23 protein-coding genes are annotated in these 24,931 nt (G+C 43.0%); 13 read left to right on the top strand and 10 right to left on the bottom strand.

Translation table 11 applies throughout. From position 1 onward, the window contains the following. Positions 1–3: 3 nt before the first annotated feature. Positions 4–795, top strand: coding sequence for a hypothetical protein (locus RYL27_RS02045; protein ID WP_314964884.1), 792 nt, complete (start codon positions 4–6; stop codon positions 793–795). A 221-nt stretch (positions 796–1,016) separates the two neighbouring features. Here RYL27_RS02045 and RYL27_RS02040 read toward each other — a convergent pair whose 3' ends face one another. After that, complete coding sequence (locus RYL27_RS02040) at positions 1,017–1,676, bottom strand: CPBP family intramembrane glutamic endopeptidase (RefSeq protein ID WP_314964883.1); 660 nt, start codon at positions 1,674–1,676, stop codon at positions 1,017–1,019. Between the two features lie 149 nt (positions 1,677–1,825). Here RYL27_RS02040 and RYL27_RS02035 point away from each other — a divergent pair, with 149 nt between their 5' ends. After that, complete coding sequence (locus RYL27_RS02035) at positions 1,826–1,999, top strand: hypothetical protein (RefSeq protein ID WP_314964881.1); 174 nt, start codon at positions 1,826–1,828, stop codon at positions 1,997–1,999. A 165-nt stretch (positions 2,000–2,164) separates the two neighbouring features. Here the strand turns inward: RYL27_RS02035 and RYL27_RS02030 are convergent, their stop codons facing one another. Then, positions 2,165–3,004: a PD-(D/E)XK nuclease family transposase gene (locus RYL27_RS02030; protein WP_314964879.1), complete on the bottom strand. Its 840-nt coding sequence runs from the start codon at positions 3,002–3,004 to the stop codon at positions 2,165–2,167. Between the two features lie 305 nt (positions 3,005–3,309). Continuing rightward, positions 3,310–4,725, bottom strand: coding sequence for a dihydropyrimidinase (gene hydA / locus RYL27_RS02025; RefSeq protein WP_314964877.1), 1,416 nt, complete (start codon positions 4,723–4,725; stop codon positions 3,310–3,312). Between the two features lie 222 nt (positions 4,726–4,947). On the opposite strand from hydA, the gene RYL27_RS02020 reads away from it, so the two are divergent. The 4 genes from RYL27_RS02020 (at position 4,948) to RYL27_RS02005 (ending at position 8,571) form a co-directional block, all read left to right on the top strand. Beyond that, on the top strand, positions 4,948–5,562 hold the full coding sequence (locus RYL27_RS02020; RefSeq protein WP_314964876.1) for a DUF3793 family protein: 615 nt from the start codon (positions 4,948–4,950) through the stop codon (positions 5,560–5,562). 257 nt (positions 5,563–5,819) lie between these two features. After that, positions 5,820–6,242 carry a flavodoxin gene (locus RYL27_RS02015; protein WP_007158065.1) on the top strand — a complete coding sequence of 141 codons (423 nt, stop codon included), beginning with the start codon at positions 5,820–5,822 and terminating at the stop codon, positions 6,240–6,242. Positions 6,243–6,685: 443 nt separating this feature from the next. Continuing rightward, positions 6,686–7,792, top strand: coding sequence for an NAD(P)H-dependent flavin oxidoreductase (locus tag RYL27_RS02010; RefSeq protein ID WP_314964874.1), 1,107 nt, complete (start codon positions 6,686–6,688; stop codon positions 7,790–7,792). Between the two features lie 119 nt (positions 7,793–7,911). Next, positions 7,912–8,571 (top strand): hypothetical protein, encoded by a 660-nt coding sequence (locus RYL27_RS02005; RefSeq protein ID WP_314964872.1) that lies wholly within the window; start codon positions 7,912–7,914, stop codon positions 8,569–8,571. A 295-nt stretch (positions 8,572–8,866) separates the two neighbouring features. Here RYL27_RS02005 and RYL27_RS02000 read toward each other — a convergent pair whose 3' ends face one another. Together RYL27_RS02000 and hcp are read right to left on the bottom strand one after the other, a co-directional pair. Further along, the gene (locus RYL27_RS02000; RefSeq protein ID WP_183684390.1) at positions 8,867–9,256 is read right to left on the bottom strand and encodes a DUF488 domain-containing protein; all 390 of its coding nucleotides are present in this window, start codon (positions 9,254–9,256) and stop codon (positions 8,867–8,869) included. Positions 9,257–9,474: 218 nt separating this feature from the next. Further along, a complete protein-coding gene (hcp, locus tag RYL27_RS01995) occupies positions 9,475–11,118 on the bottom strand; it encodes a hydroxylamine reductase (protein WP_040649579.1) in 1,644 nt (547 codons plus the stop codon). A gap of 331 nt (positions 11,119–11,449) precedes the next feature. On the opposite strand from hcp, the gene RYL27_RS01990 reads away from it, so the two are divergent. After that, positions 11,450–12,445, top strand: coding sequence for a Crp/Fnr family transcriptional regulator (locus RYL27_RS01990; protein WP_314964870.1), 996 nt, complete (start codon positions 11,450–11,452; stop codon positions 12,443–12,445). A gap of 301 nt (positions 12,446–12,746) precedes the next feature. On the opposite strand, the gene RYL27_RS01985 is transcribed toward RYL27_RS01990, so the two are convergent. From RYL27_RS01985 to RYL27_RS01965, 5 genes are all read right to left on the bottom strand, one after another. Then, positions 12,747–13,169 carry a PIN domain-containing protein gene (locus RYL27_RS01985; protein ID WP_314964868.1) on the bottom strand — a complete coding sequence of 141 codons (423 nt, stop codon included), beginning with the start codon at positions 13,167–13,169 and terminating at the stop codon, positions 12,747–12,749. After that, complete coding sequence (locus tag RYL27_RS01980; RefSeq protein WP_314344996.1) at positions 13,166–13,465, bottom strand: type II toxin-antitoxin system RelB/DinJ family antitoxin; 300 nt, start codon at positions 13,463–13,465, stop codon at positions 13,166–13,168. The genes RYL27_RS01985 and RYL27_RS01980 overlap by 4 nt, the downstream gene beginning before the upstream one ends. Before the next feature lie 219 nt (positions 13,466–13,684). Further along, a complete protein-coding gene (locus RYL27_RS01975) occupies positions 13,685–14,260 on the bottom strand; it encodes a hemerythrin domain-containing protein (protein ID WP_314344994.1) in 576 nt (191 codons plus the stop codon). 160 nt (positions 14,261–14,420) lie between these two features. Then, a complete protein-coding gene (locus RYL27_RS01970) occupies positions 14,421–15,026 on the bottom strand; it encodes a hypothetical protein (RefSeq protein WP_007158057.1) in 606 nt (201 codons plus the stop codon). Beyond that, complete coding sequence (locus tag RYL27_RS01965; protein ID WP_183684395.1) at positions 15,026–15,235, bottom strand: DUF1858 domain-containing protein; 210 nt, start codon at positions 15,233–15,235, stop codon at positions 15,026–15,028. The genes RYL27_RS01970 and RYL27_RS01965 overlap by 1 nt, the downstream gene beginning before the upstream one ends. A 284-nt stretch (positions 15,236–15,519) precedes the next feature. On the opposite strand from RYL27_RS01965, the gene RYL27_RS01960 reads away from it, so the two are divergent. The 6 genes from RYL27_RS01960 (at position 15,520) to RYL27_RS01935 (ending at position 24,580) form a co-directional block, all read left to right on the top strand. Further along, the gene (locus RYL27_RS01960) at positions 15,520–16,062 is read left to right on the top strand and encodes a glutathione peroxidase (protein WP_314964864.1); all 543 of its coding nucleotides are present in this window, start codon (positions 15,520–15,522) and stop codon (positions 16,060–16,062) included. 213 nt (positions 16,063–16,275) lie between these two features. After that, positions 16,276–17,607, top strand: a complete 1,332-nt coding sequence (locus RYL27_RS01955; protein ID WP_314964862.1) for a M18 family aminopeptidase — start codon at positions 16,276–16,278, stop codon at positions 17,605–17,607. Between the two features lie 118 nt (positions 17,608–17,725). Further along, entirely contained in the window at positions 17,726–19,144 is a 1,419-nt protein-coding gene (locus RYL27_RS01950; protein WP_314964861.1) for an APC family permease, read from the top strand. Positions 19,145–19,384: 240 nt separating this feature from the next. After that, entirely contained in the window at positions 19,385–21,451 is a 2,067-nt protein-coding gene (ppk1, locus tag RYL27_RS01945) for a polyphosphate kinase 1 (protein WP_314964906.1), read from the top strand. 98 nt (positions 21,452–21,549) lie between these two features. Next, positions 21,550–23,778: a spore photoproduct lyase family protein gene (locus RYL27_RS01940; RefSeq protein ID WP_314964859.1), complete on the top strand. Its 2,229-nt coding sequence runs from the start codon at positions 21,550–21,552 to the stop codon at positions 23,776–23,778. An 85-nt stretch (positions 23,779–23,863) separates the two neighbouring features. Next, the gene (locus RYL27_RS01935; RefSeq protein ID WP_314964856.1) at positions 23,864–24,580 is read left to right on the top strand and encodes an SDR family oxidoreductase; all 717 of its coding nucleotides are present in this window, start codon (positions 23,864–23,866) and stop codon (positions 24,578–24,580) included. Positions 24,581–24,931: the final 351 nt, after the last annotated feature.

The raw sequence follows: 24,931 nt of genomic DNA, 5'->3' as shown, positions 1-24,931 counted from the left end.
AAAGTGAAAAAAAGATTTTTAAGTATGGCGTGGCTCAGCATTTTATTAGCCACTTTATTTTCCGGAATCAGCTTTGCCGGCACTTGGGTAAAAACCGGAAGCCTATGGCGCTATCGGGTAGGAAAACATTTTTATAGAAACCAGTGGGCGGAAATTGATGGAGAATGGTACTACTTTAAGCCGACAGGCTCCATGGCAAAACAGGAGTGGGTGGAACAGCAGGGAAGTTGGTACTATCTTTTACCCAATGGCACCATGGCAAAAAATCAATGGATAGAGGACTACTATCTCTTGGGAGATGGCTCCATGGCAAGAAATCAAGAGATTGACGGAAAGTATCTGGGAGAAGACGGCAAGAGAGACCAGGCTCAAGAGCAAGCCATGGCAGAAGCGGCAAGGCAGGGCAAGATCCAGGAGGCGAGGAATAAGGGGTATACAGTAATACAGGGAAAGATGAAAATATGGACGAATTTAGAATGGAGAAATGCAGGACATGATCAGGACTTAATTGATGGAAATTTAAGAAATTCACCGGAATTTGAAAAGATACGGTTTGGAATAGTTCAATTTACAAAGCCAGAAAAAGTATTTATGCATCAAGAAGGCGAACCTGGAAGCTATGTTTGGGCAGATGCATTGACCTTCGCAGTAGATTCTGACTTTATTAAGCGCTATGGTACGTTATCAGGGAAGATTATTAATGTAGTATTTCAATCAGATCATTTTTTTACTCCTTCTGATGCATGGGTTCCTCTGAACTATTCTCATGGGGTAGTAGCTTATATTATAGAATAGACTCTTTTTATTAAATTGAAAGTTAGTCTTGCAATAGGAACTACAATTGTAAATTGACTTTCTGTTTAAAGACAATAACCCCCGGATGCATAGAATCCTTTTCTAAACATTCGGGGGACTTTTTTAACAGTGTTCGGGCTTTTTTATAAATGGAATTCCAAAAGTAAGCTGTTTAAACAATACAGATAGCATGATATAGCCTTCTGTACATTTATAATAGACTACTTATACATAGTCCATAGCATGAGAGATGCAATGAATAGGTTCATTATAGAGTGAACTATAATTCCGACTTCTACTTTTCTGGTTTTATAATAAATAATTGAAAGAACGATAGTTGCTCCAATTTGATTAACCCATTCTCCTGCTGACATGGGGAAATGAAAAGCTGTAAATAGAATTCCTGTAATTAATAGACTGACTTTTAAATTTTTGGGAAAGATTACTTCAATTAAAATTTTTCGGAAGACCAGTTCCTCAGCAAGGGGAGCTAATAGCAAAGTTGTCATTAAATCGATAGACATATAGTAACCATGGGAATCATTGCTAAGAACCAGGTAAGGGATACCCTCTATATATCCTACAAATGTAGACAAAAAATGAAGAATAACTGTAGATACCAGACCGAATAGAATCCATTTTTTTGTAGATGAATCTGACAATGCTATCCGCCAGTTTAAATAACCTTGCTTTTTGGAATACCAGTTAATTAGGAAAACCAAAACGCCAATGCCGAAAATAATATAAATATTCTGTGGTAAAGACATAGGTGATTTTGTATTTACAGTATCTGCAACCGGAAAAAGAATGAATTGCCATAGAGCTGCTGAAATGGCAATAAGTACAAAAGATTCAAGAATACGTTTTAAAATTAACTTCAATATAGTTCCTCCTTATCTAAAATAGCGTTTCATACTATAGCACAAAGAAATAATAATTAAAATAGTTGAGCAATTACAGATGGTAAAGCTGTAGTATTAGAGATAAAATAGACGTTAACCAATAAGTGCTATCCCGGGAGGTAAGTAAAATGAACTGGATTCAATATGCCATATTTATTGCAATGATGATAGGAGCTATTATATTGCATGAAAAATTTAAAAACAGTAAATTTTTAAATAATAATTTATTGAAATTATTTACCTTGCTTATTATTGTATTTGCATTAGTGGTAGAAATGATTTTTATTTTCAAAGGTAGATGATATTGGTGTTGATTCCTATAATCTGTGCTTATTAAAGCTGTTAAAGAATGTAAAAACGAAAAGACCGATAATCCGATGAATATCGATTTATCGGTCTTTTAGGGTAAACTGTTTTATAGCCCTCTAAAAGTCCCTGAGAGAACTTCAGGGGCTTTTTTATACATTTTATAATTGGAATTCCAAAAGTAAGCTCTGCAAATACTCCTGATCCACAGAAGCTTTTTTGATATCTTCAATCCGACCTTCTTCCGCCAGCAATCCCATTAATTGCATTACCTTTTGCTTAGCCAAATTTCCTTTTTCCATTCCTTTTTCCATACCCTCTTTCAGGGCTTTTTGCCTGTATTGCTCTAAAAGAACATTCATTTCTTGATCTCCTTTCTGATGGGCGTTGAAGTTTTTTAATGCTTCTACTCTTTTGGACAAAATCGGGGAGTGCATCTTGCTTGTTTCTAAGGCATGAAAGTCTTCAGCTAATTTCCCTAAAGGACTATTATCTATGTAAGAAGTATTGAAATAGATAATGTGAGATTCGTCTGAAAATGGCTTTCCGGATTCTCGTATCATTCTATCTACATGATAAATCTGCTGTTGACCATGAAGTACATCTTTTGCTGTAATAAATATAACATAAGACCGAGGTAATTGTGTAAAATCATTGCCTCTTTTTAGAGAGTGCATATCCAATAAAGCGGCATGATAGCGGGCTCTTTTGGGTTGGGCTCCGGAGATATTATTTTGAATTTCGATATTATAAATATTGTTTGCCTCATCTTCACAAAGACAATCTAAAATAAGAGAATGCCCATGGAGATTAGAAAGATTTTTTTGAAGAATCTGTTTTTTGAGCTTTAATTTTGCATTATCCATGATGGTTTGAAGGATAAATTCCGTACATTTGCTATCCTGTAAAACAACTTTCATAAACAGATCATCCATCAAAGTGAGAGAGGAAATAATTTTTTGCTTTTCGGCAGAGTCATAATTGACTTTAAATGTGGACATAAGAATCTCCTTGTAAGAATGAGAATTTTCAGAATGAAGAAATTAGATTTTCTAATAGTATAATTCGAATATTCCAAATCTCCTATACTCCGCATTCGGATAATATCCGTAAACGGAGTAGAATCTTCTATTTGCAAGAAAGAGGCTTATAGGAAAAAACCAAGTGTATAAAACATAGAAAAGACCGATAATCCGGAAATACCGGGTTATCGGTCTCTAAATATATCCTAGAAGGTCTTTTCTAATTTTTATGGCCCTCTATATATTTATAAAGGCAAATCGTTTTCTTTACATTTCCGTTTTCTTTATACCACCGGCTGGAACTTCTTTCTCTTCAAATACTTTCCCTGATTCTCCAAAAGCACCTTACCACCCTTGGCAACCAGCTTTCCTCTCAGGAACACTTCTTCGATGCAGCCCTGAATTTCCAGTCCTTCCAATGGTGCATAGTCGGAGCAGGAAACCTGGTCTTCTTTGCGAATGGTTTTCTTCTTATTGGGATCCAGTAAAACGATGTCCGCGTCAGACCCTTCCTGCAAGATTCCCTTTTCCGGATACATGCCGTAGAGCTTTGCGGGATTCTCGGAAAGAAGAGCAGCCATACGCTCCTTGGAAATTCGTCCCTTTACCACGCCTTCGGAGAAAATGACTTCTCCTCTGGTTTCCACGCCGGGCATTCCGCCGGGAATTTTCCGGAAATCCTCTTTGCCCAGATCCTTCTGTGCTAAGGTGAAGGAGCAGTGGTCGGTACAAATGGTCTGGATTTCCCCATCGGCCAGAGCCTTCCACAATGCTTCCTGGTCGGATTTTTTCCGAAGAGGGGGAGCGATTACATAGCGGGCAGAGGTCTCAAAATCGGAATTGTAGAGGTCATCGGTCATGGTGAGGTACTGAGGGCAGGTTTCTGCAAATACCACTTGACCTCGTTTTCTGGCCTCTCGAATCTCATTTAAGCCCTTTTCGCAGGTCAAATGCACGTCAATAATGGGTGTATCTACCACATCGGCAATATAGAGCATACGGTTAATGGCCTCCGCCTCCGCATCATCCGGACGGGAAAGATAGTGGGAAGATACGGATTTTCTCGTATTCTCGTCGGCGCTGTATTTTTTCTGTAAAGCCGCAATCATGCCGGTATTCTCGCAGTGCACGCCGGTGATTCCGCCCACTTCCTTCAGCCGCTTCAGAATGTAAAACATTTCCTCGTCATCCACCTGAATGTCATAGGTCATATACACCTTAAAGGTGCTCAGCCCCTCGTCCATCATGTTCTGACATTGCTTGCTGGCCTCTTCATTCCAGTCACTGATGGACATGTGGAAGCCGTAGTCGCAGGAAGCGCCTAAATCAGCCTTTATCTGCCAATTTTTAAAGCCCTCCATCAGGGTTTCGCCCTTATACTGAGTGCCGAAATCCACGATACTGGTGGTTCCGCCGGAAATGGCGGCCTTGGTACCTGAGGGGAAGTTATCGCAGGTTACAGTGCCGGCAACATGCAGTTCAAAGTGGGTGTGGCAATCAATAAAGCCCGGAAAAACGAGCTTTCCGCTTGCATCAATCCGTTCTACAGCATTTTCGGAAGCCAAAGCGGCATCCTTCTCGGCCTGGAAATTAGGGCTGTCCTTTCGGAAAATTTTCTTGATTTTTTCTCCCTCTATCAAAATGTCTCCAAGGAAACTTTCTCTGGGACTAACCAGGGTTCCGTTTTCAATCAGGATCATAGTTCCTCCTTATATAAAAGAAAGCAATGCAACGACTCTATAATGATTCAAAGAATCGAATGGTTCAATAAATTCCTCAAAAAATTATAGCACAATGCGAAAAAATGCATAGGGGCATTACAAAAAGATAGAATTATTTATTTCCTACTGGACAAAGTTAGCATTAACTAATATAATCCACTTTGTAGTTAGTTTATATTAACTAACCGAAGGGGAGAGAGGATGGAGAAGGATAATTTTTTTTGCAAAAGAAAAGAGGGGATAGAGGATTATATTGCAGAGCATATCTGCCTGAATGCCCCGGTGATTACAGGACTTAAGCCTTCTGCCATTATCACGGTAACAAAGGCGGAGAAACAGATTTTGGAAGAACTGTTTTCAGGAACCGAGATTTGTGTGATTAGTCTTCATAGCGGGAAAAAGGAAAGCATTCTCCTATACCAAAGGGAAAAGCTGGAGGAGCTTCTGAGCAGAAAGACTGTACAGAGCTTTTTACAGAGCTTAGCTGTGGGCTATGAGAGTTTCTCTTTAGAGGAGGTTTTTCGGCATTTCACAGTGCGTTTCGCCCAATACAAGGAGAAACAGGCGGATTTTCCTCATGAGGTAGGTGTTTTTCTCGGGTATCCTCTTCGGGATGTGAAGATTTATATGAAGAATCCTTTAGCGAAGGCGAAGCTCACCGGCTATTGGAAGGTCTTTACCGAGGTGGAGAGTGCACTAGCTTGCTTTCAGGCTTATGACATGTGCATTCAAAGCTTTACCCTGATGCTGAAATCCGGCTTAAGCTGTAGAGATTTGGTGCTGGCTTATCACATTAAGAAGCGTCAGGTGGCTTAAGAGAAAAAAGCTACTGCACAAGAGCAGAAATCCATTAGAGGATGAACCTATAAGCAAAGAAATCTAAAAGGTAAAGAAGGGTAAAAGTTATAGTGTTGCGTTTGCAACAAAAATATCCTAGTTAAGTGCTAGGATATAGACAAGAGGAAAAAGATATTTCCTCTAAAAGAGAAAAGACTTTCTTAATCAATTCACTTTACAAACCAAAATATTGAATAATTCAATATTTTAGGCATAAAATCAAGGAGGACAAAAAGATGATTCATGTAGTATTTTTCAGCCAGACAGGAAACACAGAGGAGATGGCAAAGGCAGTTACTGAGGGAATCCAGGCAGCAGGCGGAGAGGCTAAGATGGTTAGCGTATCCGATATTTCCGCAGCAGACTTGGCAGGAGATGCAGTTTACGCATTAGGATGCCCTGCTATGGGAGATGAAGTATTGGATGAAGGCGAGATGGAGCCCTTCGTAGAGGATTTACTCGGTTCCGTTTCCGGCAAGAAGATCGGACTTTTCGGATCCTATGACTGGGGCGATGGACAGTGGATGCGTGATTGGGAAGCAAGAATGACCGGCGCAGGTGCCGTAATGGTAGCGCCTCCCGTTATCTGCAACAATACTCCCGATGAGGAAGGACTGGCAAACTGCAAGGCTCTTGGCGAGGCTTTAGCTAAGGCTTAAGAGCGATTAAAAACCCTAAAGAAACAAAGAGGTTGTAAAAAATCAAAAAAGAAATTTTCTAAGCAATATAGGTCTGAAACGGGGCACGCTCTCGCTAGCTTCGCCACGTAGCGGATACTAAGCGAAAAACTGCGTTTCTCTTGTTTTTCGCAAGTACCGACGGGCTCAGACTACCCCGAATTCAGACCTATATTGCCGAAAATATATTTCTTTATATTGATTTTTTACCTCCTCTTTTTTGTTGTCTATTTTAATCTCTGATGGAGAAATCCGCGTCCAAACATCCTTATCTTAAGAAAAATACAAGAAAGAACTTCGAATGTAGTTTCGTAAACTACTTGACGGGGTTTGCCAGATGATTTAAGCTATTAAAGGAATATAATTAAAAATATTGATACATGAAGAAGAATATTCCTTCTCCATTAGCAGAAAGGACGCGGAAAATGGATCAGTTGAAAAATAGAGGTTTAGAGATTCCTTTGATTCAGGGAGGAATGGGGGTAGGGGTTTCCCTTTCCGGCTTAGCAGGAGCAGTGGCCAAAACAGGAGCTATGGGCTGCATCAGTACAGCGGACTGCGGTTATCGGGAAGAGGACTTTCGCCGCGCTCCGGAGGAAGCCAATCTTCGGGCTTTACGTAAGGAAATCCAAAGAGCGAAGGTGCTTAGCGAAGGAAAAGGAATGATTGCCATCAACGCCATGGTGGCCACCAGACAATGGGAAGATGCCATAAAAGTCGCTGTGGAAGAGGGAATTGACGCGGTGATTTCCGGAGCGGGATTGCCTCTAAGTTTACCGGAGCTGGTACCGGAAGGAACTGCTTTGATTGCCCCTATTGTTTCCAGCGGAAGAGCTGCCAAGGTTTTGCTCAAGACCTGGAGCCAAAAATACCAAAGAACAGCAGATTTTGTGGTGCTGGAAGGACCTTTGGCAGGGGGACATTTGGGCTTTAAGGCGACAGAGGTGGAAGAATCTACAGCCAAGCCTTTGGAAGAATTGATTCCGGAGGTGCTTTCCGTATTGCAGGTTTTTGAAGAAGAGTTCGGACGGAAGATTCCTCTCTTTGCGGCAGGAGGCATTTGGAGTAGGGAAGACATAGCAAGAATGCAGGAAGCGGGAGCTTACGGTGTACAGATGGCTACCCGTTTTATCGGCACCAAAGAATGTGATGCCAGCACTGCCTATAAAGAGTACCTCATTTCCAAGAAGGAAAATGACCTGGAAATCATCCATAGTCCGGTGGGCATGCCGGGAAGGGCGGTGAAGAGTCCCATGCTGGAGAAGTTGGGCCTTAGCGGGCGGATTGCCCCCAAGCATTGCTCTCGCTGTATTCACGGCTGTGATCCGGGAACGGTGAAGTATTGTATTACCCATGCCCTTATTTCCGCAGTGGAGGGAAATGTGGAGGAAGGTCTCTTCTTCTCCGGGGCAAATGTGGAAAAGCTTCAGGAAATTGTTTCTGTGCAGGAAGTGGTTGATGAGCTGTTCCCTAGAGAGGATGACGACCGGCTTCTTCATTTATTCCAAAGAGAGGAAGTATTCAGTTTTTAAACACTTACATTTAATTAAAAGGAAAAAACGAGCTTTTAGCGGAAAAGGATAGAAAAGGATAATTTTTCTGCCGGCCTTTGTCGAATAGAATACTAAGAAATCTATGCAAAGGAGGCAAAATGGAGATTAAAGCATTCCCCGGAGGAAGAGGAATTTCAAAGCTACATACCGGGAACAAGTCGGTTTCAAAGAACGAAAAAACCGAAGCCAAAGCCAAGGAAGGCTCTTCGGTACGGAAAGACAGTATTCAGCTCAGTGCGGAGTATGAAGCATTTTCTCAAAAAGCAAAGGGGCAGGAGGACGATACAGACCTTGCTGACGTCCTTTCCAATCTTTTGAAAGATATGGAAAAGGATGCGAAGGATATCAATAAGCAGAAGGACTTTCAGCAGGAATGGGCATCCCGGCTGGAAGAGCTTGAGAATGCGAAAAAATCCGGAGAGGAGGCATCCAAGGCCTTTAAGGATGAGACAGATGCTTTTCGAATTGCTCTTTTGTACGGCTCCGGAAAAGCTGTGAGTCCGAAAGATCTGGAATTTTTAAAGGAAAAAAATCCTAAAGCCTATGTCATGGCCATAGCCATGAGAAGCCTGCAAAAAACCGTTGAAGAGGATAAAAAGAAGAAATCCATTCGAGGAGAAGAAAAGGAAGAGCAGGGAGACAACGGCATGGATGCTATGAAAGATGCTATCCAAGAGTCCTTGGAGAAAAAAGGAGACCTCGAAGCAAAAGGGATAAATCCGGTAGAGATGAATACGGAAGAAATAGAAGCAGAATAAAAAATTTTCGACAAGATTGGTCTGAAAATGAGGCAATTTGAGTTTGGCAGAAGTTACAGAGCCCGGCGAAGTGACGGACTGTAGAAAAAGTAAAGTAAAAGCGAATGATGCAGTATAGGTCTATAATAGGGGCAATCTGAGCCCGTCGGTACTTGCGAAAAACAAGAGAAACGAAGTTTTTCGCTTAGTATCCGCTACGTGGCGAGGTTAGCGAGAGCGTGCCCCGAATACAGACCTATACTGCATCAGAGCGTATACCTTTAATTTTTCCAGTTCCTTCCCTTCGAAGGGCGAATTAAGCGGAATGCTCCTTTGCTTCTTCCGAAAGCTTCTCCTTCAGCCAGCCCTCCATAACCACAGCCTGGTTAAAACGCTCTTCTTTAGTAGCATAGAGAAGGGTAACATTTTCATGAGCAAGATGCTCTCTAACCAAAGCAATAAATTGCTCCTTCTCCGGATTCTTCTCCAGCTCTTCCCAATACTTTTTCTCAAACAAGGGGAAATTCTCCTCTTTATGATTGAAAGTTTTGCGAAGAAAAGTAGAAGGACTCATTTCTTTCGCCCAGTTATCCAAAGCGGCACGTTCCTTTGTGATGCCTCGTGGCCAAAGTCGATCCGTCAGGATACGAAATCCATCCTTATCTGTTTTTTCTTCATAAATTCGTTTACATTGAATAGAATACATTGTATAGCTCTCTTTCTAGTGCGTTTTGAAGATTCTCTTTTCTGCAAGAGATTTTCCGGTGCTTCTCAGAAGATAAGATTTTGGGCAAATGATGTTTTGGCTGGAACTTGTTCAGCTTCCGAAAATAAAACGATTTCTTATATCGGATTAACCGCCCCATAGGGGCGGCTTTCCTTGATTCTTAGCGGATATCGCGTGCGAAGCATACGATATCTCGTTTATGCTGTTTCCGGGAAGAAAATCTTCATGTCATCTTCTACGGTTCCGATTCCGGCAATACCGAAGTTCTCTACAAGAACCTTTGCTACATTGGGAGAAAGGAAGGCAGGAAGAGTTGGTCCAAGGTGAATGTTCTTTACTCCTAAGTAGAGAAGGGCAAGAAGAACGATAACAGCCTTCTGCTCGTACCAAGCAATATTGTAAGCAAGAGGAAGCTTGTTTACATCGTCCAGACCGAATACTTCCTTCAGCTTTAAGGCGATTAAGGCTAAGGAGTAGGAGTCGTTACACTGTCCGGCATCCAAAACTCTTGGAATTCCACCGATATCACCAAGATCCAGCTTGTTGTACTTATACTTTGCACATCCTGCGGTTAAGATTACAGCATCCTTTGGAAGTGCCTTGGCAAACTCTGTGTAGTAATCTCTCTTCTTCTGTCTTCCGTCACAACCTGCCATAACCACGAACTTCTTGATAGCGCCGGACTTTACAGCCTCTACTACCTTATCCGCAAGGGCAAATACCTGCTCATGAGCAAATCCGCCTACGATGGTTCCGGTCTCGATTTCTGTTGGAGCGGGGCAGGACTTAGCCTGTTCAATGATGGCAGAGAAGTCCTTGATTTCGCCGTACTTTCCTCCGATGTGCTTGCATCCGGGATAACCTGCAGCACCGGTAGTCCAAAGTCTGTCCTTATAGCTGTCCTTTGGAGGAACGATACAGTTGGTGGTCATGAGGATTGGTCCGTTAAATGGCTCGAACTCTTCCTTCTGCTTCCACCAAGCATTTCCGTAGTTTCCTGCGAAGTGCTTATACTTCTTAAAGAATGGATAGTAGTGGGCAGGAAGCATCTCAGAGTGGGTGTAAACATCTACGCCGGTGCCTTCTGTCTGGTCAAGGAGCATTTCCAGATCCTTAAGGTCATGTCCGGAAACCAGAATTCCGGGATTGTTACGAACACCGATATTTACGGTAGTGATTTCAGGATTTCCGTAAGCGGAAGTATTTGCTCCGTCAAGAAGAGCCATACCCTCTACGCCGGCCTTACCGGTCTCCAAGGTAAGGGCTACCAAATCGTCTACGGAAAGGCTGTCGTCTAAAGTAGCGGCAAGAGCCTTCTGGATGAAAGCATCTACATTGGCATCATCCTTTAAAAGAGCGTTTGCATGCTTGGAATAAGCGGCAAGACCCTTTAATCCGTAAGTGATTAACTCTCTTAAAGAACGGATATCTTCATTTTCAGTAGCTAAAACACCGATGCTCTGTGCAAAAACGGGATAATCCTTTTCTGCCACTTCTACAGTTGCTGCCTTAGGAAGCTTGGAACTATCGGAAAGAGTAGCTCTAACCGCATCTCTCATAGCGAAGGTTTCCTTGATATTTTCCACGATAGCATCGTTATCAAAGTTTGCATTGGTAATAGTGATGAAAAGGTTCATAGTTACTCTGTGGTTTAATTCCTGAGAAACTTCCTTTCCCTCAGCTCTTAACTGCTGAGCCACAGCGGATAATCCCTTGGTGGCATAAACCAAAAGATCCTGCATAGCAGCTACTTCCGGCTTCTTTCCGCAAACACCGGATACGGTACAGCCGGAACAGTTTGCGGTTTCCTGACACTGATAACAAAACATCTTATTTTCCATTTTTTTCCTCCTGAAGAAAAATTCCTAGACTCATTACTTTGCTTATCATACCTAGGAAATGAGAAAAAAGTGTTGCAGAGGCAACAAAATGCTGATAAACTCTGTATATATAAAATACAATATTTGAAAATTTAAGTATTTTTTATACAAGCTATAGGGGAAAATGCATAGAGGATGAATAGAAAATCGGAGTCCAATAGAGAAGAATCACGAATAAGGGAACATGAAATGGAATAGGGCTTTGTTTTATTTTCGCTAGTGCAAACTATCTGAAAGAGAGTATTATAGATAAAATTTAAGAAAATAAATGAAATAACAGGAGAGAACAAAAATGGGTCAGGAAATGGATAAAAAAAGGAATAGTACAGAGGAGAGTTGTCAATGTGGAGAAGGCTATCATGAGCATTCTTGCGCTTGCTCGGGAGGCACTGAGGAAAGCACTTGCGGACATGGGTTCGACTCCCATGGGCATTCTTGCGGCTGCTCCGAGGAAAATCATGGAGAGGGCTGTACCTGCCCGGATTGCGAGGAAAAAAGAACGCATCAAGAGATAGGAGATAAGGACTTTTCCGTGCTTAGCGGGAAGGAAAGAGAAGCCATGCAAAAGGGGGAAGTTTCCTTTACCTCCGTACATAGTAGGGAACAGGAAAAGAAAAAACATTTGAAGGGGGATGAACTCCTTCGTTACAGAGATTTGGAGATTTTCAATGGGGTGGAGACGGAGAACCTGAATGCCCTTCTGTACTGCATGAAAAGCTATGTCCGCTCCTATAAAAAGGGGGAGATTGTTCATTTGGAGGAAAAGAATGAGCAACACGTAGGAGTAGTCTTACAAGGCAGTATCCATATGTTAAAGACGGATGTGTGGGGAAATGAAACCCTTCTTACCTATATGAATGAGGGAGAAATCTTTGGAGAGACCTTCGGCAATAATACCGCCGCGGGAGAGTATGTCAGCTTTGTGGCGGCCAGTAAGGCTGAGGTGCTGTTCATTTCCTTCCAAAAGGCTATTCATGTCTGTAAAAACCGTTGTGCCTTCCACTTCCGCCTGATTGAAAATCTGTTTGATTTGATTGGGAAGAAAAATATTCAGTTGATGGAAAAGATTGAGGTGACTTCTCGAAGTAGCCTTAGAGAGAAGATATTGGCCTACCTTTCCTTACAGGCACAAAAACAAAAATCCAAGTACATTGAACTGGGACTGAGCCGTACGGATATGGCACAGTTTTTATGCACTAACCGTTCCGCCATGACCAGAGAGCTTTCCCAGCTAAAGGAGGAAGGAATTATCGATTTTGACCGGAATACCTTTATTTTAAAGCAGTAGAGTCGGAGTGCGTGCGTTATCACGCTAAGAAAAAATGTATAGAAGAAAATAAGAAAAAGCTAGGGTTATAGGACAAAAGTCAGCTTGTAATAATGCAAAACAAAAGGAACTGTAGAAGGAGAAAAATCTCTTTCACAGTTCCTTATTTCTGTATCGCCAAGAGCAGTTCACATGCTGTCGATATATAAAAATACCCTATACTGGTTTTCAGTCTATCATAGAAGGAACAAAAAGGGTAATGAAATTTTTCTAAAACTCATATACCATATAGATAATTGTTAGGGTGTTAGATTCAATAGTATTATTCGTTAGTGCTTAAAATACCCAGTAGCTCTCTTGGGGTTACAATATAAGGCTCTTTCGGGAAATGTTTGGTATTTCCGGTAACAAGATAAGTATTGCTATTATTATTTTGCTTTTCAAGTACAACCTCATAAAATGGCAAATCTTTCATGTCTGGAAGTGTTATGCCGGAAGCTATAGGATCCACCCATATACCGTATTTTTCTATAGTAGATATTAAGCATTCAACTAAATCTACTGAGAAACCAAATTTCTTACGTGTTAAGACTTCCCGATATTCTCTTGTGATTAAATTGCTGTAGACAGGGATGATTTCGCCGCTAATTACTTTATTAAATATCTGAACTGTGGCGGCATCATCTTTTTTTGACAATAAGGCTGAAACAAGTACATTTGTGTCCACTACAGCACAGCAAATCATATCTTTGCCTCCCTCCGAGCAAGATTGATTTCTTTATTGATATCCTCCAGGCTCATACCTGAAACACCATTAGCTTTAGCCTGTGCTCGTAAAGCTGTAAATGCCTGCATTGCACCTTCTCTTGTAATCCCTGTTTCGGGAGAGGAAATCTCAAAGGGGATTTTACGCTGTCTTACTACTGCTCTTGCAAATACATTTATGGCAGTAGAGGGGTTCATGCCGAATTCCTGACATAGTCCGTCAAATTGTTTTTTTAAGGATTCATCCATACGAACGCTGAAAGTAGCCTGTGCCATATCTCTATACCTCCTTTTTAGATATTTTTCTTCAGTATAGTTAGTTTGACAAGAAATTTCAATATAAAAAGAACACGATAGGTTCTAGTTGATGATTATTGTGTTCGAAAAAGAAAAATATAGGTCTGAAATAGGGCGATCTGTGCCCCAATTTAGACCTATATTGCGTAGAAAACCAAATTGATTTTCCATAGCTTCTTATTTGTAACTCTTTTGATATTACGCCTGTGCGCTTGCCGGATACTTCTTCTCCAGCTTCTCCAAAATATCCAGGTAATGCTTCTGCACACCCTTGGCAGTTTGCTCATCCTCGAAAATCTGGCTCTTCTCATTGATTTCCTTGAAATCTTCTTCGCTTAGACCTCTTTCCGCAAAAGGATATACCACACTGTTTTCCTTCTCGATATGAAGCTGTAATAAGTGAGCATAAGCCATAGCATAGGACAAGATGTCCAGCTTTAACTCCAGACGGGGATTCTTCTTATACTCGTTCAGGGCGGTTTCCAATGATAAAACATCCGCTCTTCCTAAATCATGCTCCACCAGCATACCGTGAGTTACCAGCTTGTCTCCTACAGGTCCCAACTTCTTTACCATCACGGGGAAGAGGAATTTCTCTTCCTTACCGTGGTGATGCTTATCCGCATATTCCCGAACAAACTCGATAATTTCCCGGAGATCTTCATCGGGAACTTCCCCTCCCTGCATCAGCTGCAGGCAAATGTTGCGGATAACCCCTAAGGCTCTATTGATATTGGCATGGTCTTCTTCCATGAGAATTACACTTTGATTCATAAACTTCCTCTTTTCGTATTTTCTAAAATTTTTGCAATAGTAATAGGAGAAGGGTTTCTTCAAAGTGATGACCCCTCAATAAAAGATTCCTATAAATATATAGTATCGCCGGAGCTATGGCATTACGCCAGCCTTTAATCTGAACCGGCAGCATTTCCCTTTATCTGTAAATGCTGTAATGGTTCTCATCAGAAGAATCCATATGGAGCTTGGTATCCTTTAGCATACCTTCCATAATTTTTCTCCTCAACTGATAGTAAACCTTAGGATCTCCGGAAACGGCCTCCCAGAAGGGGGCATGAATATCCTCTTCCTGCTGCCAGGAGGTTCTATCCACATCCTGCTCTGTTAAGACATTTACTCTGTCACAGGGCATACCGTTTAAAAGAGAATCGTCAATCTTTCTGTAAGCGTCGCTGGCATCGGAGTCAGCCTCCAAAGCGTGCTTTTGTCCAAACTGAAAGGCGATATCCTCTAAGGAAGAAAGACGGGAACTGTCCTCTGCCAGAACAGTTGTAACCAAAAGAGCATAGCGAGCTTCCGCATCCTGCACTCTTTCCTGCAACCATCCGTGAATGTTCATTACGTCAATCAATTCATTTAAAGGACGTAACTCTTTATTTACCGTTTTCTCAGCCAAGTTTCCATCAGCAAAAGCCTTCCATTGCTCTTTTTCGCCGTAAGCTACAATATCCTTAATCAGCTCTTCCTGTAGCTGAATCTTGTTGTATAACCAATAATGAATCGGCCCTAAAAATGCACTCATTACGCCTCTACCTCTCCTAACTTACTGTTCAATGCCAAAACAAGAGCATCCGGGTTTAATCCGTGAACCATGCAAGCATCCTCCAAGGACTCCATCTGAGAGCTGGGGCAACCAAGACAATGCATTCCTGCCTCCAGTAAAGTATCAATTAACATAGGATACTCATTTACAATCTGTCCTACCAACATATCACTAGTAATCTGTGCCATTATTTTATCCTCCTGTAAACTCTGACTTACAAATTTTGAATCTGAGCAAAGTATAGCAAAGAGAAAAAATAAAGTTTGTTGCGATTGCAACATTTGGAGAAAAAGTATAGGCATGGAGGATTTTTAGACTTTCTTGAATTTTTAGATTCTTTTCCTTGACAGGGAAGTTTGCCCTCACTACAATAAAGATTGTAAAAAATTGAATTGCCAAAAATCTTTCAAAAAGCCAAAGACGGAAGGGAATTCAAATAGAACGTAAGTATAGTATTAGGAAGGAGTTTTTTATGGGATTTTATGATTATAAGGTAGCGGACACCAAGGGCGGAGAGAAGGACTTAAAGGATTTCGAAGGAAAGGTAGTATTGGTAGTAAACACAGCAACAGGCTGCGGTTTTACACCCCAATATAAGGAGCTGGAGGAGATGTACGAGGCATTCCACGACAAGGGACTGGAGATTCTGGATATTCCTTGCAATCAGTTTGCCGGACAGACTCCCGGAACCGATGAGGAAATTCATGAGTTCTGTACTTTAAACTACAATACCCGGTTCCCTCAGATGAAGAAGGTGGATGTAAATGGAGAAACCCAGATTCCTCTTTACCGTTTCTTAAAGGAGCAGCAGGGATTTAAGGGCTTCGGAGAAGGCAAGATGGCAGATCTTCTTCGGGATATGCTTCCAAAGATTGATCCGGACTATGAGAAGAATCCGGAGATTAAGTGGAACTTTACCAAGTTCCTGGTGGACAGAAAGGGAAACGTACTTGCCCGTTTTGAGCCAACCGTAGATATGGCAGAGGTAAGAAAGGCTGTGGAAGCTGCACTATAATATCTCCTTTGTCAAATTGCTTGGAAGCTATTTCTCAGAACAGATAGTTTTGAATAAATAGAAACAGCATTAAACAAATGCTTTTGCATAAATAGCATAAAAGAAAAGCCCGGACAGTATTTCATTGTCCGGGCTTTTACGGTATAATTCCATTCGGGTGTCACGATGTATTTCAGTGACCACCGGTTCTTGCAAGATTAGAAAGGAGTCTATATGCCGATAGACAAAGAAGAACAAAGCATAAACCGTAAATTAATGGACTTTTTGGACCAAAGTCCCAATGCCTTTTTTGCTGTGGAAAATATGAAGCAGGCTTTGGAAAAGGGCGGTTTTAAAGCTCTCTATGAGGGAGAGGCCTGGAAACTGAAGGCAGGAGAAAAGTACTATGTGACAAGGAACGGCTCTGCTTTAATAGCCTTTGTCCTTCCCAAAGGGGATTTCAAGGGCTTCCAGATGATGGCCAGCCACAGTGATTCTCCGGTTTTCAAAATCAAGGCCAATGCGGAAATCGGGATTGACAAGGAGTATCTGAAGCTGAATGTGGAGAAGTATGGCGGAATGATTTGCTCCCCCTGGCTGGACAGACCGCTGTCTTTGGCGGGAAGAGTCATTTGCAAGACAAAGGGCGGAGTAGAGACTAAGCTCTTAAATGTGGACAGAGACTTAATGATTATCCCGAACCTTGCCATTCACATGAATCGTGAAGTCAACGACGGCTATGCCTTCAATGCACAAAAGGATATGCTGCCTTTATTTTCCTCCTTCCAGGAGAAGGGTGCCTTTCTGGAATTTATCGGAAAGGAACTGGGAGTTAAGCCGGAGGATATCCTGGATACGGACCTCTTCCTTTACAACAGGGAAAAGGCCAGTATCTTAGGGGCAAAGGAAGAGTACCTTTGCAGCGGAAGACTGGATGATTTGCAATGCGGATTTTCCTCCTTACAGGGAATCCTTGCCGCAAAGCCTAAGCAGAGTGTAGCGGTTCATTGTGTTTATGACAATGAAGAGGTAGGCAGCGGTACCAAGCAGGGCGCAGCTTCCACCTTCCTAAAGGATGTGTTAATGCGAATTATCCGTGCCTTCGGAAAGACCGAAGACGAGTATTTGCAGGCTTTGCAGAACAGCTTCCTGCTTTCTGCAGACAATGCCCATGCGGTACATCCCAACCAGCCGGATAAGGCGGATCCCACAAACCGTCCTTATATCAATAAGGGAATTGTCATTAAGTACAGTGCCAACCAGAAGTACACCACGGATGGAATTTCCGGCGCCATTTTCAAGCAGTTCTGCGAAAAGGCAAAGGTTCCCTTCCAGATTTTCACCAACAGGTCCGATATGTTGGGAGGCTCTACCCTTGGAAACATTTCCAACAGCCAGGTAGCCCTGAATACGGTGGACATCGGTTTGGCCCAGCTGGCTATGCACTCCCCCTACGAAACTGCAGGGGTGAAGGACACCGGATACATGGTGGAAGTAGCTAAGCTGTTTTTCTCCTCCTCCGTTTTGGGACGGGGTGACGGAAATTACGAAATTCTCTTTTCGTAAAAAGATTTTTCTTCGGCACTGAAAATGGAGAACAGGGCCGGAGGAAAAAAATCGCTCAACCTGTGTTACGAAAGCTTCGTGACACGATTTCAGCAATTAGAATTGAAGAGGAAAAAGTATGGATCAGAAAAAAATTAGTTGGAAAATGCTGGCGTTTATGGCCTTTTCCACAGTATGGGGATTTGGAAACGTAACCAACGGCTTCGTATGGTTCAATGGAATTCAGGTTATTTTCAGCTGGATTTTCATGTTTGCCCTTTATTTTGTCCCCTATGCGTTAATGGTAGGAGAGCTGGGCTCTGCCTTCAAGCATGCGGGAGGCGGTGTAAGCTCCTGGATTAGAGAAACCTTAGGCACAAAGCTTGCTTACTATGCAGGTTGGACCTATTGGGCTTGTCACATCACCTATATTGCCAGTAAGCCAAGTGGCGGACTGAAGGCATTGTCCTGGGTAATCTTCCGTAGCGCAGAGCTTTATGATAAGCTTCCCACGCTCATGATTCAGTTGATTACCTTTGCTTTACTCATTATCTTCTGCTATGTAGCCAGCAAGGGCTTGAATCCATTGAAGAAGATGGCTACTCTGGCAGGTTCCAGCATGTTTATTATGTCCCTGCTCTACATTGTCATGATGTTTGCGGCACCGGCTATCAATCCTAAGGGAGACTATGTTTCTTTGGATTTCAGCTTAAAGAACCTGATTCCGAATTTCCGTTTGGAGTATTTTACTTCTCTTTCCATCCTGGTATTTGCGGTAGGCGGATGTGAGAAGATTTCTCCTTATGTAAATAAGGTAGAGAACCCCAGTAAGGGCTTCCCCAAGGGAATGATTGCCCTGGCTATCATGGTTGTGGTTTGTGCTATGTTGGGAACCATCGCTATGGGTATGATGTTTGACCCTGCATTAATCAACGAGAGTAAGGAAGCCTTTGACTCCTATGCGGCAAACGGATCCTACTGGGCATTCCAGAAGCTTGGCCAGTACTATCATGTTGGAGATGCTTTGCTGGTAATCTATGCTCTTTGTAACGTAATCGGACAGTTTGCGGTTTTGATTATCAGTATTGACGCCCCCCTTCGTATGCTTTTGGACAATGAAGAGACTCGTCCGTTCTTCCCCAAGAAGCTCTTAAAGCAGAACAAGGAAGGAAGCTATGTAAACGGTATTGTCATGGTAGCGGTACTTTCCGGCTCCATCATCCTGGCACAGTCCTTCGTTCCGGGAGCGGCAGCAGTATTGAAGCAGCTGACCAAGTTAAACTCCGTATGTATGCCTCTTCGTTACCTTTGGGTATTCGTGGCTTACATTGCTTTAAGAAAGGCCGGAGACAAGTTCCCGAGAGAGTATTACTTTGTAAAGAACAATGCAGTGGCTCTGGGCTTCGGTGTATGGTGCTTTGCCCTTACAGCCATCTGCTGTTTAATGGGTATGCACTCCGATGATCCTTTCACCATGGCTTTAAATATCATTACCCCGGTAGTGCTTTCCATCTTGGGAATTATCATGCCGATTTTGGCAAAGAACGAAAAGGCCTAAGTCATGGCTTGGACAGAGCAGAACCATCGCCATTCCAGAAGCTTTCATTTTCGTAGAAAACAAAATTTCTTCCCTCTTCCCTCTGTACAGAGGGGGAGGGAAGATTTATTATCTTTAAGTAATAGGAAAGAAACGAAGCAGACCTTACTGCATAACGGCAGAGACAGCCACATGGACAGGCAGGAGTCGGATAAGGGGAAGATCTTTCCTGCCGCTATAGAGAGAAAAGAGGGATGGAAAATGAAGGAAGGAAGAGAAGCGTATCAAAACCGGGAACTGTCTTGGCTTTTATTTAATGAGCGCGTTTTAGATGAGGCAGGAAATCCGCGAGTGCCCCTCCTGGATCGTCTGCCCTTTATTTCCATTTACCAGACCAATCTGGATGAGTTCTTTATGGTGCGGGTGGGCACCTTGATGCAGCAAATGCGCTCAAAGAAAACGACCAGGGACAATAAAACCGATCTTAGCAGTGAAGAGCAGGTGGACTTGATTTTAAAGGAAGTAGAGCGTTTAGAGCAAAAGCGGAAAGAAATCTACGAGCAGGTCATGGGAGAGCTGGAGCCTGTTGGTATTCACATCATTAATTTCCAAAGACTGTCTAAGGCAGAGCAGAGTCAGCTGGAAATCTATTTTGACCAGGCCATTCGCCCCTACCTTTCTCCCATGATTGTGGGAAAGACACAACCCTTCCCCTTCTTACAGAACCGGGAGCTTTATGCGGTGGTACGTCTGGAAAGCAAGAACGGAAAAAAGAAGCTGGGCATTGTGCCCTGCTGGAACCCGGTCTTTAAACGACTCATCGAGATTCCCGGAAGAAAGGGCTACCACATGCTGTCCGAGGAGTTGATTCTACACTTTGTTTCCAAGCTTTATCCTGGTTATCAGATTAAGGAAAAGTCCATTCTTCGGATTACCCGAAATGCGGATATTGACGCTACGGATGTCTATGATGAGGACCTGGATTATCGAGGCATGATGGAGCAGCTTTTAAAGAAGCGAAACCGTTTGAATCCGGTGCGACTGGAATTTACCAGAGAACTCCATAAGTCCGTGAAGAAAAAGATAGCGGAGCATCTTGGCATTTCCCATAAGCATATCCTGCATTGCGGAACACCCTTGGATTTGTCCTTCCTCTTTACCTTACAGAACAGCTTTCGAGAGAAGACGGAGCTCTTCTACCCGAAGTACAGCCCCAGAAGCTCTGCCTACATTCAAAAAGGCGAGTCCGTCCTTTCTCAGGTAGAACGTCGGGATTTGATGCTGTCCTACCCCTACGAAAGCATGAAGGGATTTTTAGGCTTGTTGCAGGATGCATCCAGAGATCCTTCCGTGGTTTCCATTAAGATTACCTTGTACCGGGTAGCCAGCCATAGTCAGATTGTGGATATCCTTTGTGAAGCTGCGGAAAATGGAAAGGAAGTCCTGGTTTTGGTGGAGCTTCGGGCAAGATTTGACGAAGCCAACAACATCGAAATGTCCCATCGCTTGGAGGATGCAGGCTGTCAGGTAATCTATGGTCTGCCCAATTATAAGGTACATTCCAAGCTTTGCTTAATTGCAAAACAGACGGAACAGGGCATCCACTACATTACCCAGATCGGAACCGGTAATTACAATGAAAAAACCGCTACTTTGTATACGGATCTTTGCCTAATGACGGCAAATCAAAGTATCGGAAAGGATGCGGCAGAGGTTTTCCGTACCCTTCTTTTGGGAGAAACTGTGGAAACTACGGAGGCACTTTGGGTGGCTCCCCACGGTTTACAAAATCGCATCTTGGAAAAAATCCAGGGAGAAAAGAAGAAATGCGAAGAGGGCAGAGGCGGCTATATCGGTTTCAAGTTAAATGCCCTTACGGATAAGGATATTATTGATGCCTTGATTGACGCGTCCAAAAGCGGTGTAGTGATTCAGCTTCTGGTACGAGGCATTTGCTGTCTCATCCCCGGAATTCCGGGAAAGACGGAGAATATCTCCGTTCGAAGCATTGTGGGGCGGTATCTGGAGCACTCTCGGATTTATCGTTTTGGACAGGGAGAGGAAGAGGAGCTTTACATTGCCAGTGCGGACTGCATGACCAGAAACACCCTTCGAAGGGTGGAGGTGGCAGTGCCCATCTGGGATCCTGAGAATAAGAATCGGGTTCGGAAAATCTTTGACTTAGGCTTCCAGGATACGGAAAAAGGAAAATGGCTTCTTTCCGACGGTCTTTATCATGATCCGGATCCTATGCCGGAGGAACGATTGGATTCTCAAGATTATTTCTACCGGGAAGCCTATCGGAGAGTGGAACAGGAGAAAAGCTAAGAAATAAAGCTAAGAAATAAAGCTAAGAATAAAGCTAAGGAATAAACTAAGGAATAAAGACAAGGAACAAGCTTGGGAAATAAAACTAAGGAATAAAAATGGTCTATATCTTTGCGGCCCACAAGGGAGAAGTAGAACATCTTATCAAGAAACTAAGTCTGGGGAAACGAAAAACTTCGTTTCCCTTTTTGCAGTATGAAGGAGAAGAGATTCTCCTAACCATCACCGGACAGGGACAGATTAATGCTTCTGTATCTGTTGGGGCGACTTTGCAAGAGGAAAAAGCAAAAAAGGGAGATATCCTTCTTTCTTTAGGGAGTGCGGCAGTGATATTTGGAAAGAATCGGACAGCATCAGAAGAGCTGATGGGGCGCTGGTTTTGGATTCAAAAGCTGGAACAGCAAAGTACAGGCCGCTGCTTTTATCCGGATTTACTCTATAAGCTGGATTTTCCGGAAGCCAGGCTGTTAACGGGGGATAAGATTTTAGAACGGACTTCTATGGGTGATGGCGAAATCTCAGGGGAGAAGCGCTTACTTTACGATATGGAAAGCGCTGCGGTTTTTCAGACGGCAAATTTTTATTTGGCTCCGGAAGATTTCTTTTTCCTTCGCTGTGTAACGGACTTTGGCGTGAATCCCGGTGAAGAAACAGATTCTTTCTCTTCCTCTTCTCTGTCATGGAAGGAAAAGCTGCAAAGTCTTTTGCAAAAGGAAGAGGACAAAGTTCTTCGTTTCATCGGATTTTTACAGAAAAAATCCATAGAAAGAAGAAAAGAAGAGGAAGAGGAGATCACTTTTCAGAAGCAGCTTCAAAGTCTTTCCGAAAGCTTGCATTGTTCCTTTGTGATGGAAAAGCAGCTGGAAAGACTGCTTCGTTATGCCTTCCTGCAAGGGATTTCTCCGGAAGAAATTCGGGAATATTTAGAGAAGAATTTTGGAAGACGGAATGCAGGGGACGATGCCGGTCAGGATGCCGAAAATGGGGCCAAAGAAGAGGTTCTCAAAGGCCTTGGGAAGGATATAGATAAGCAAGGTGGGCTTACGTTGATTGATAAAAGAGCCGGAAAAAAAGCTCTTTCTTCTTTGAAAGAATGGATTTTGTCCGAAAGAACTTTGCAGGTAGAATGTGACGGTTCAGGAGATTCCTTGCAAAGCAATCGCGGCGGTTCAGGAGATTCCTTGCAAACCCATTGCAGCAGTTCGGAAAATATCTTGATGAATCATTGCGGTTGTTTCGGAAGTACATCGCCGAAAGGAAGACATGCAAACAGATATCCCTATCAGGAGCATTTTCAGCATATTTATGTGGAGGAAGCCTTGCTACAGAGTCCTGATGTGGAACGGATTTTACGGAAATTCCCCAAGGCAAAGGTCATTCCTATCAGGCATTACAAGGATGTTTTTAACCGAAAGAAACAGGGGCGTCTTGCCCAGTCCCATAGCCGAAAGCTGATTTTGGCAAAGAAAGAGGGGCAAAGGCTGTATGACGGTGCGGTGGTTTGTCAGGATTTTTCGGAAAGCCATTTTTGCTATACCTCCCTCCTGATGAATTGTCCCTTTCACTGCGCCTACTGCTATCTGCAAGGGATGTACCCCAGCAGTAATCTGGTGATGTTTTTAAATTTGGAGGATTATTTTTCCGACTGTAGAAAGTGGATTGCAGAAAAGGGAAGCTTGTATCTTTGCATCTCTTACGACACGGATTTGCTGGCTATGGAGGGGATTTATCCCTATGTGGAGGAGTTTGCCCGCTTTTTAAATCAGGAAAATGCTCTCCGTATCGAGGTGCGAACCAAGGCCGGGGGAGAAGGTCTTTGGCGGAAAATGCAGAAACTTCCCCTATCTTCGGATGCTAGAAAACGAATGATTTTCGCCTTTACTTTGTCTCCGGAGGAAATTATTGAAGAGGCGGAGGAGGGCACCGCAAGACTTTCTTCCCGAATCTATGCCATTCAAAAGGCATTGGAAGAGGGATATTTGGTACGACTTTGCTTTGACCCTATGATTTATCATCCCCGTTGGAAGGAACCTTATAGTGACCTGCTTGAAGAAGTTTTTGAAAAGATTCCCATGGAGCAGATTCATGACTGTAGTTTGGGAAGCTTTCGGATTTCGGAAAGCTACTTGAAGGCTATGGGAAAGGCTTTGCCCAACTCTCCCCACACCCAATTTCCCTATGAAAATACCGGGGGCTATTATCATTATCCCAAGGAACTGATGGAGGAAATGGAAGGTTTTTTGTATAGCCGTTTGCAGGAGAAGCTCCCTAAGGAGAAAATCTTCCGTTGGGACAGTCAGGAAGAAGACAGTGTAAACGAAAAATAGAGGCAGGCAGGAACTAAGACCTGAAACAGAACTAAGATCAAGCTTGTAAAAAGACAAGGAGCACGAGAAGAAAAGAGGTGGGAAATTGGACAATTTAAGCAAGCTGAAAAAAGAAAAACCGGCTTTGGTCACCGGAGCCTCCGGGGGGATTGGTTTTGCCATTGCGGAAAGTCTGCAAAAACTGGGCTATACCGTCTATGGCATTGGCCGGGATTTTTCCGGTCTGAATCCATCTTTTCAAGCGATTTCTTTGGATTTACGAAAGAAAGAAGAAAGAGACAGTTTTCTAAAAAGCCTTCGGGAAAAGGGAAAGCTTGATATATTGGTGCATTCTGCCGGAGTGGCCTATTATGGTTTACAGGAAAATGTAGAAGAAGCAAAAATTTTAGAGATGACAGAGTTGAATCTGGAAATCCCCATGATTTTGACGCAGCATTTTTTACGAGAGCTAAAGGAAAATCAGGGGCATATCATTTTCATTTCCTCCGTAACCGCCTTGGAGCGAAATACCTATGGGGCGGTGTACGGGGCAGGAAAGGCAGGACTGCTGTCCTTTGCCAGAAGCCTATTTTCCGAATATAGAAAAAGCGGTCTAAAGGTACACAGCATCTTGCCGGATATGACGGATACCAAGCTGTACCGAAATGCGGACTTTACCGTGGGAGACGAAGGAAGCTACCTCCTGCCGGAGGATGTGGCTTCGGCGGTGGAAATGCTACTCTCTCAAAGAGAAGGGGTGGTATTGGAGGAGATACTCATCCGGCCACAACGCTTTCAGATACAAAGAAAGAAGAGACTATAGATGTTCCGGTTCAATAGAATAGATCCGAAAGAGGGGCAATCTAAGCCCGTCGAAACTTACCGAAAGCCGGTGAAATGAAGGACTGTAAAAATCAATAAATGAAGCGAATGATGCAATGTGGGTCTGTAAGAGGGGCAATCTGAGCCCGTCGAAACTTACCGAAAGCCGGTGAAGTGAAGGACTGTAAAAATCAATAAGTGAAGCGAATGATGCAGTATGGGTCTGTAAGAGAGGCAATCTGAATCCGCAGGTATTTACAAAAACCGGCGGAAGGAAGGACTGCAGAAAGCAATAAGTGAAGCGAATGATGCAGTGTAGGTCTATAATAGGGGTAGTCTGAGCCCGTCGGTA

This window comes from Oribacterium sinus (assembly GCF_963537195.1).
Taxonomy (GTDB): domain Bacteria; phylum Bacillota; class Clostridia; order Lachnospirales; family Lachnospiraceae; genus Oribacterium; species Oribacterium sinus_A.
Note: the sequence above shows the minus strand (reverse complement) of the source record. Positions and strands in the feature narration are given on the sequence as shown.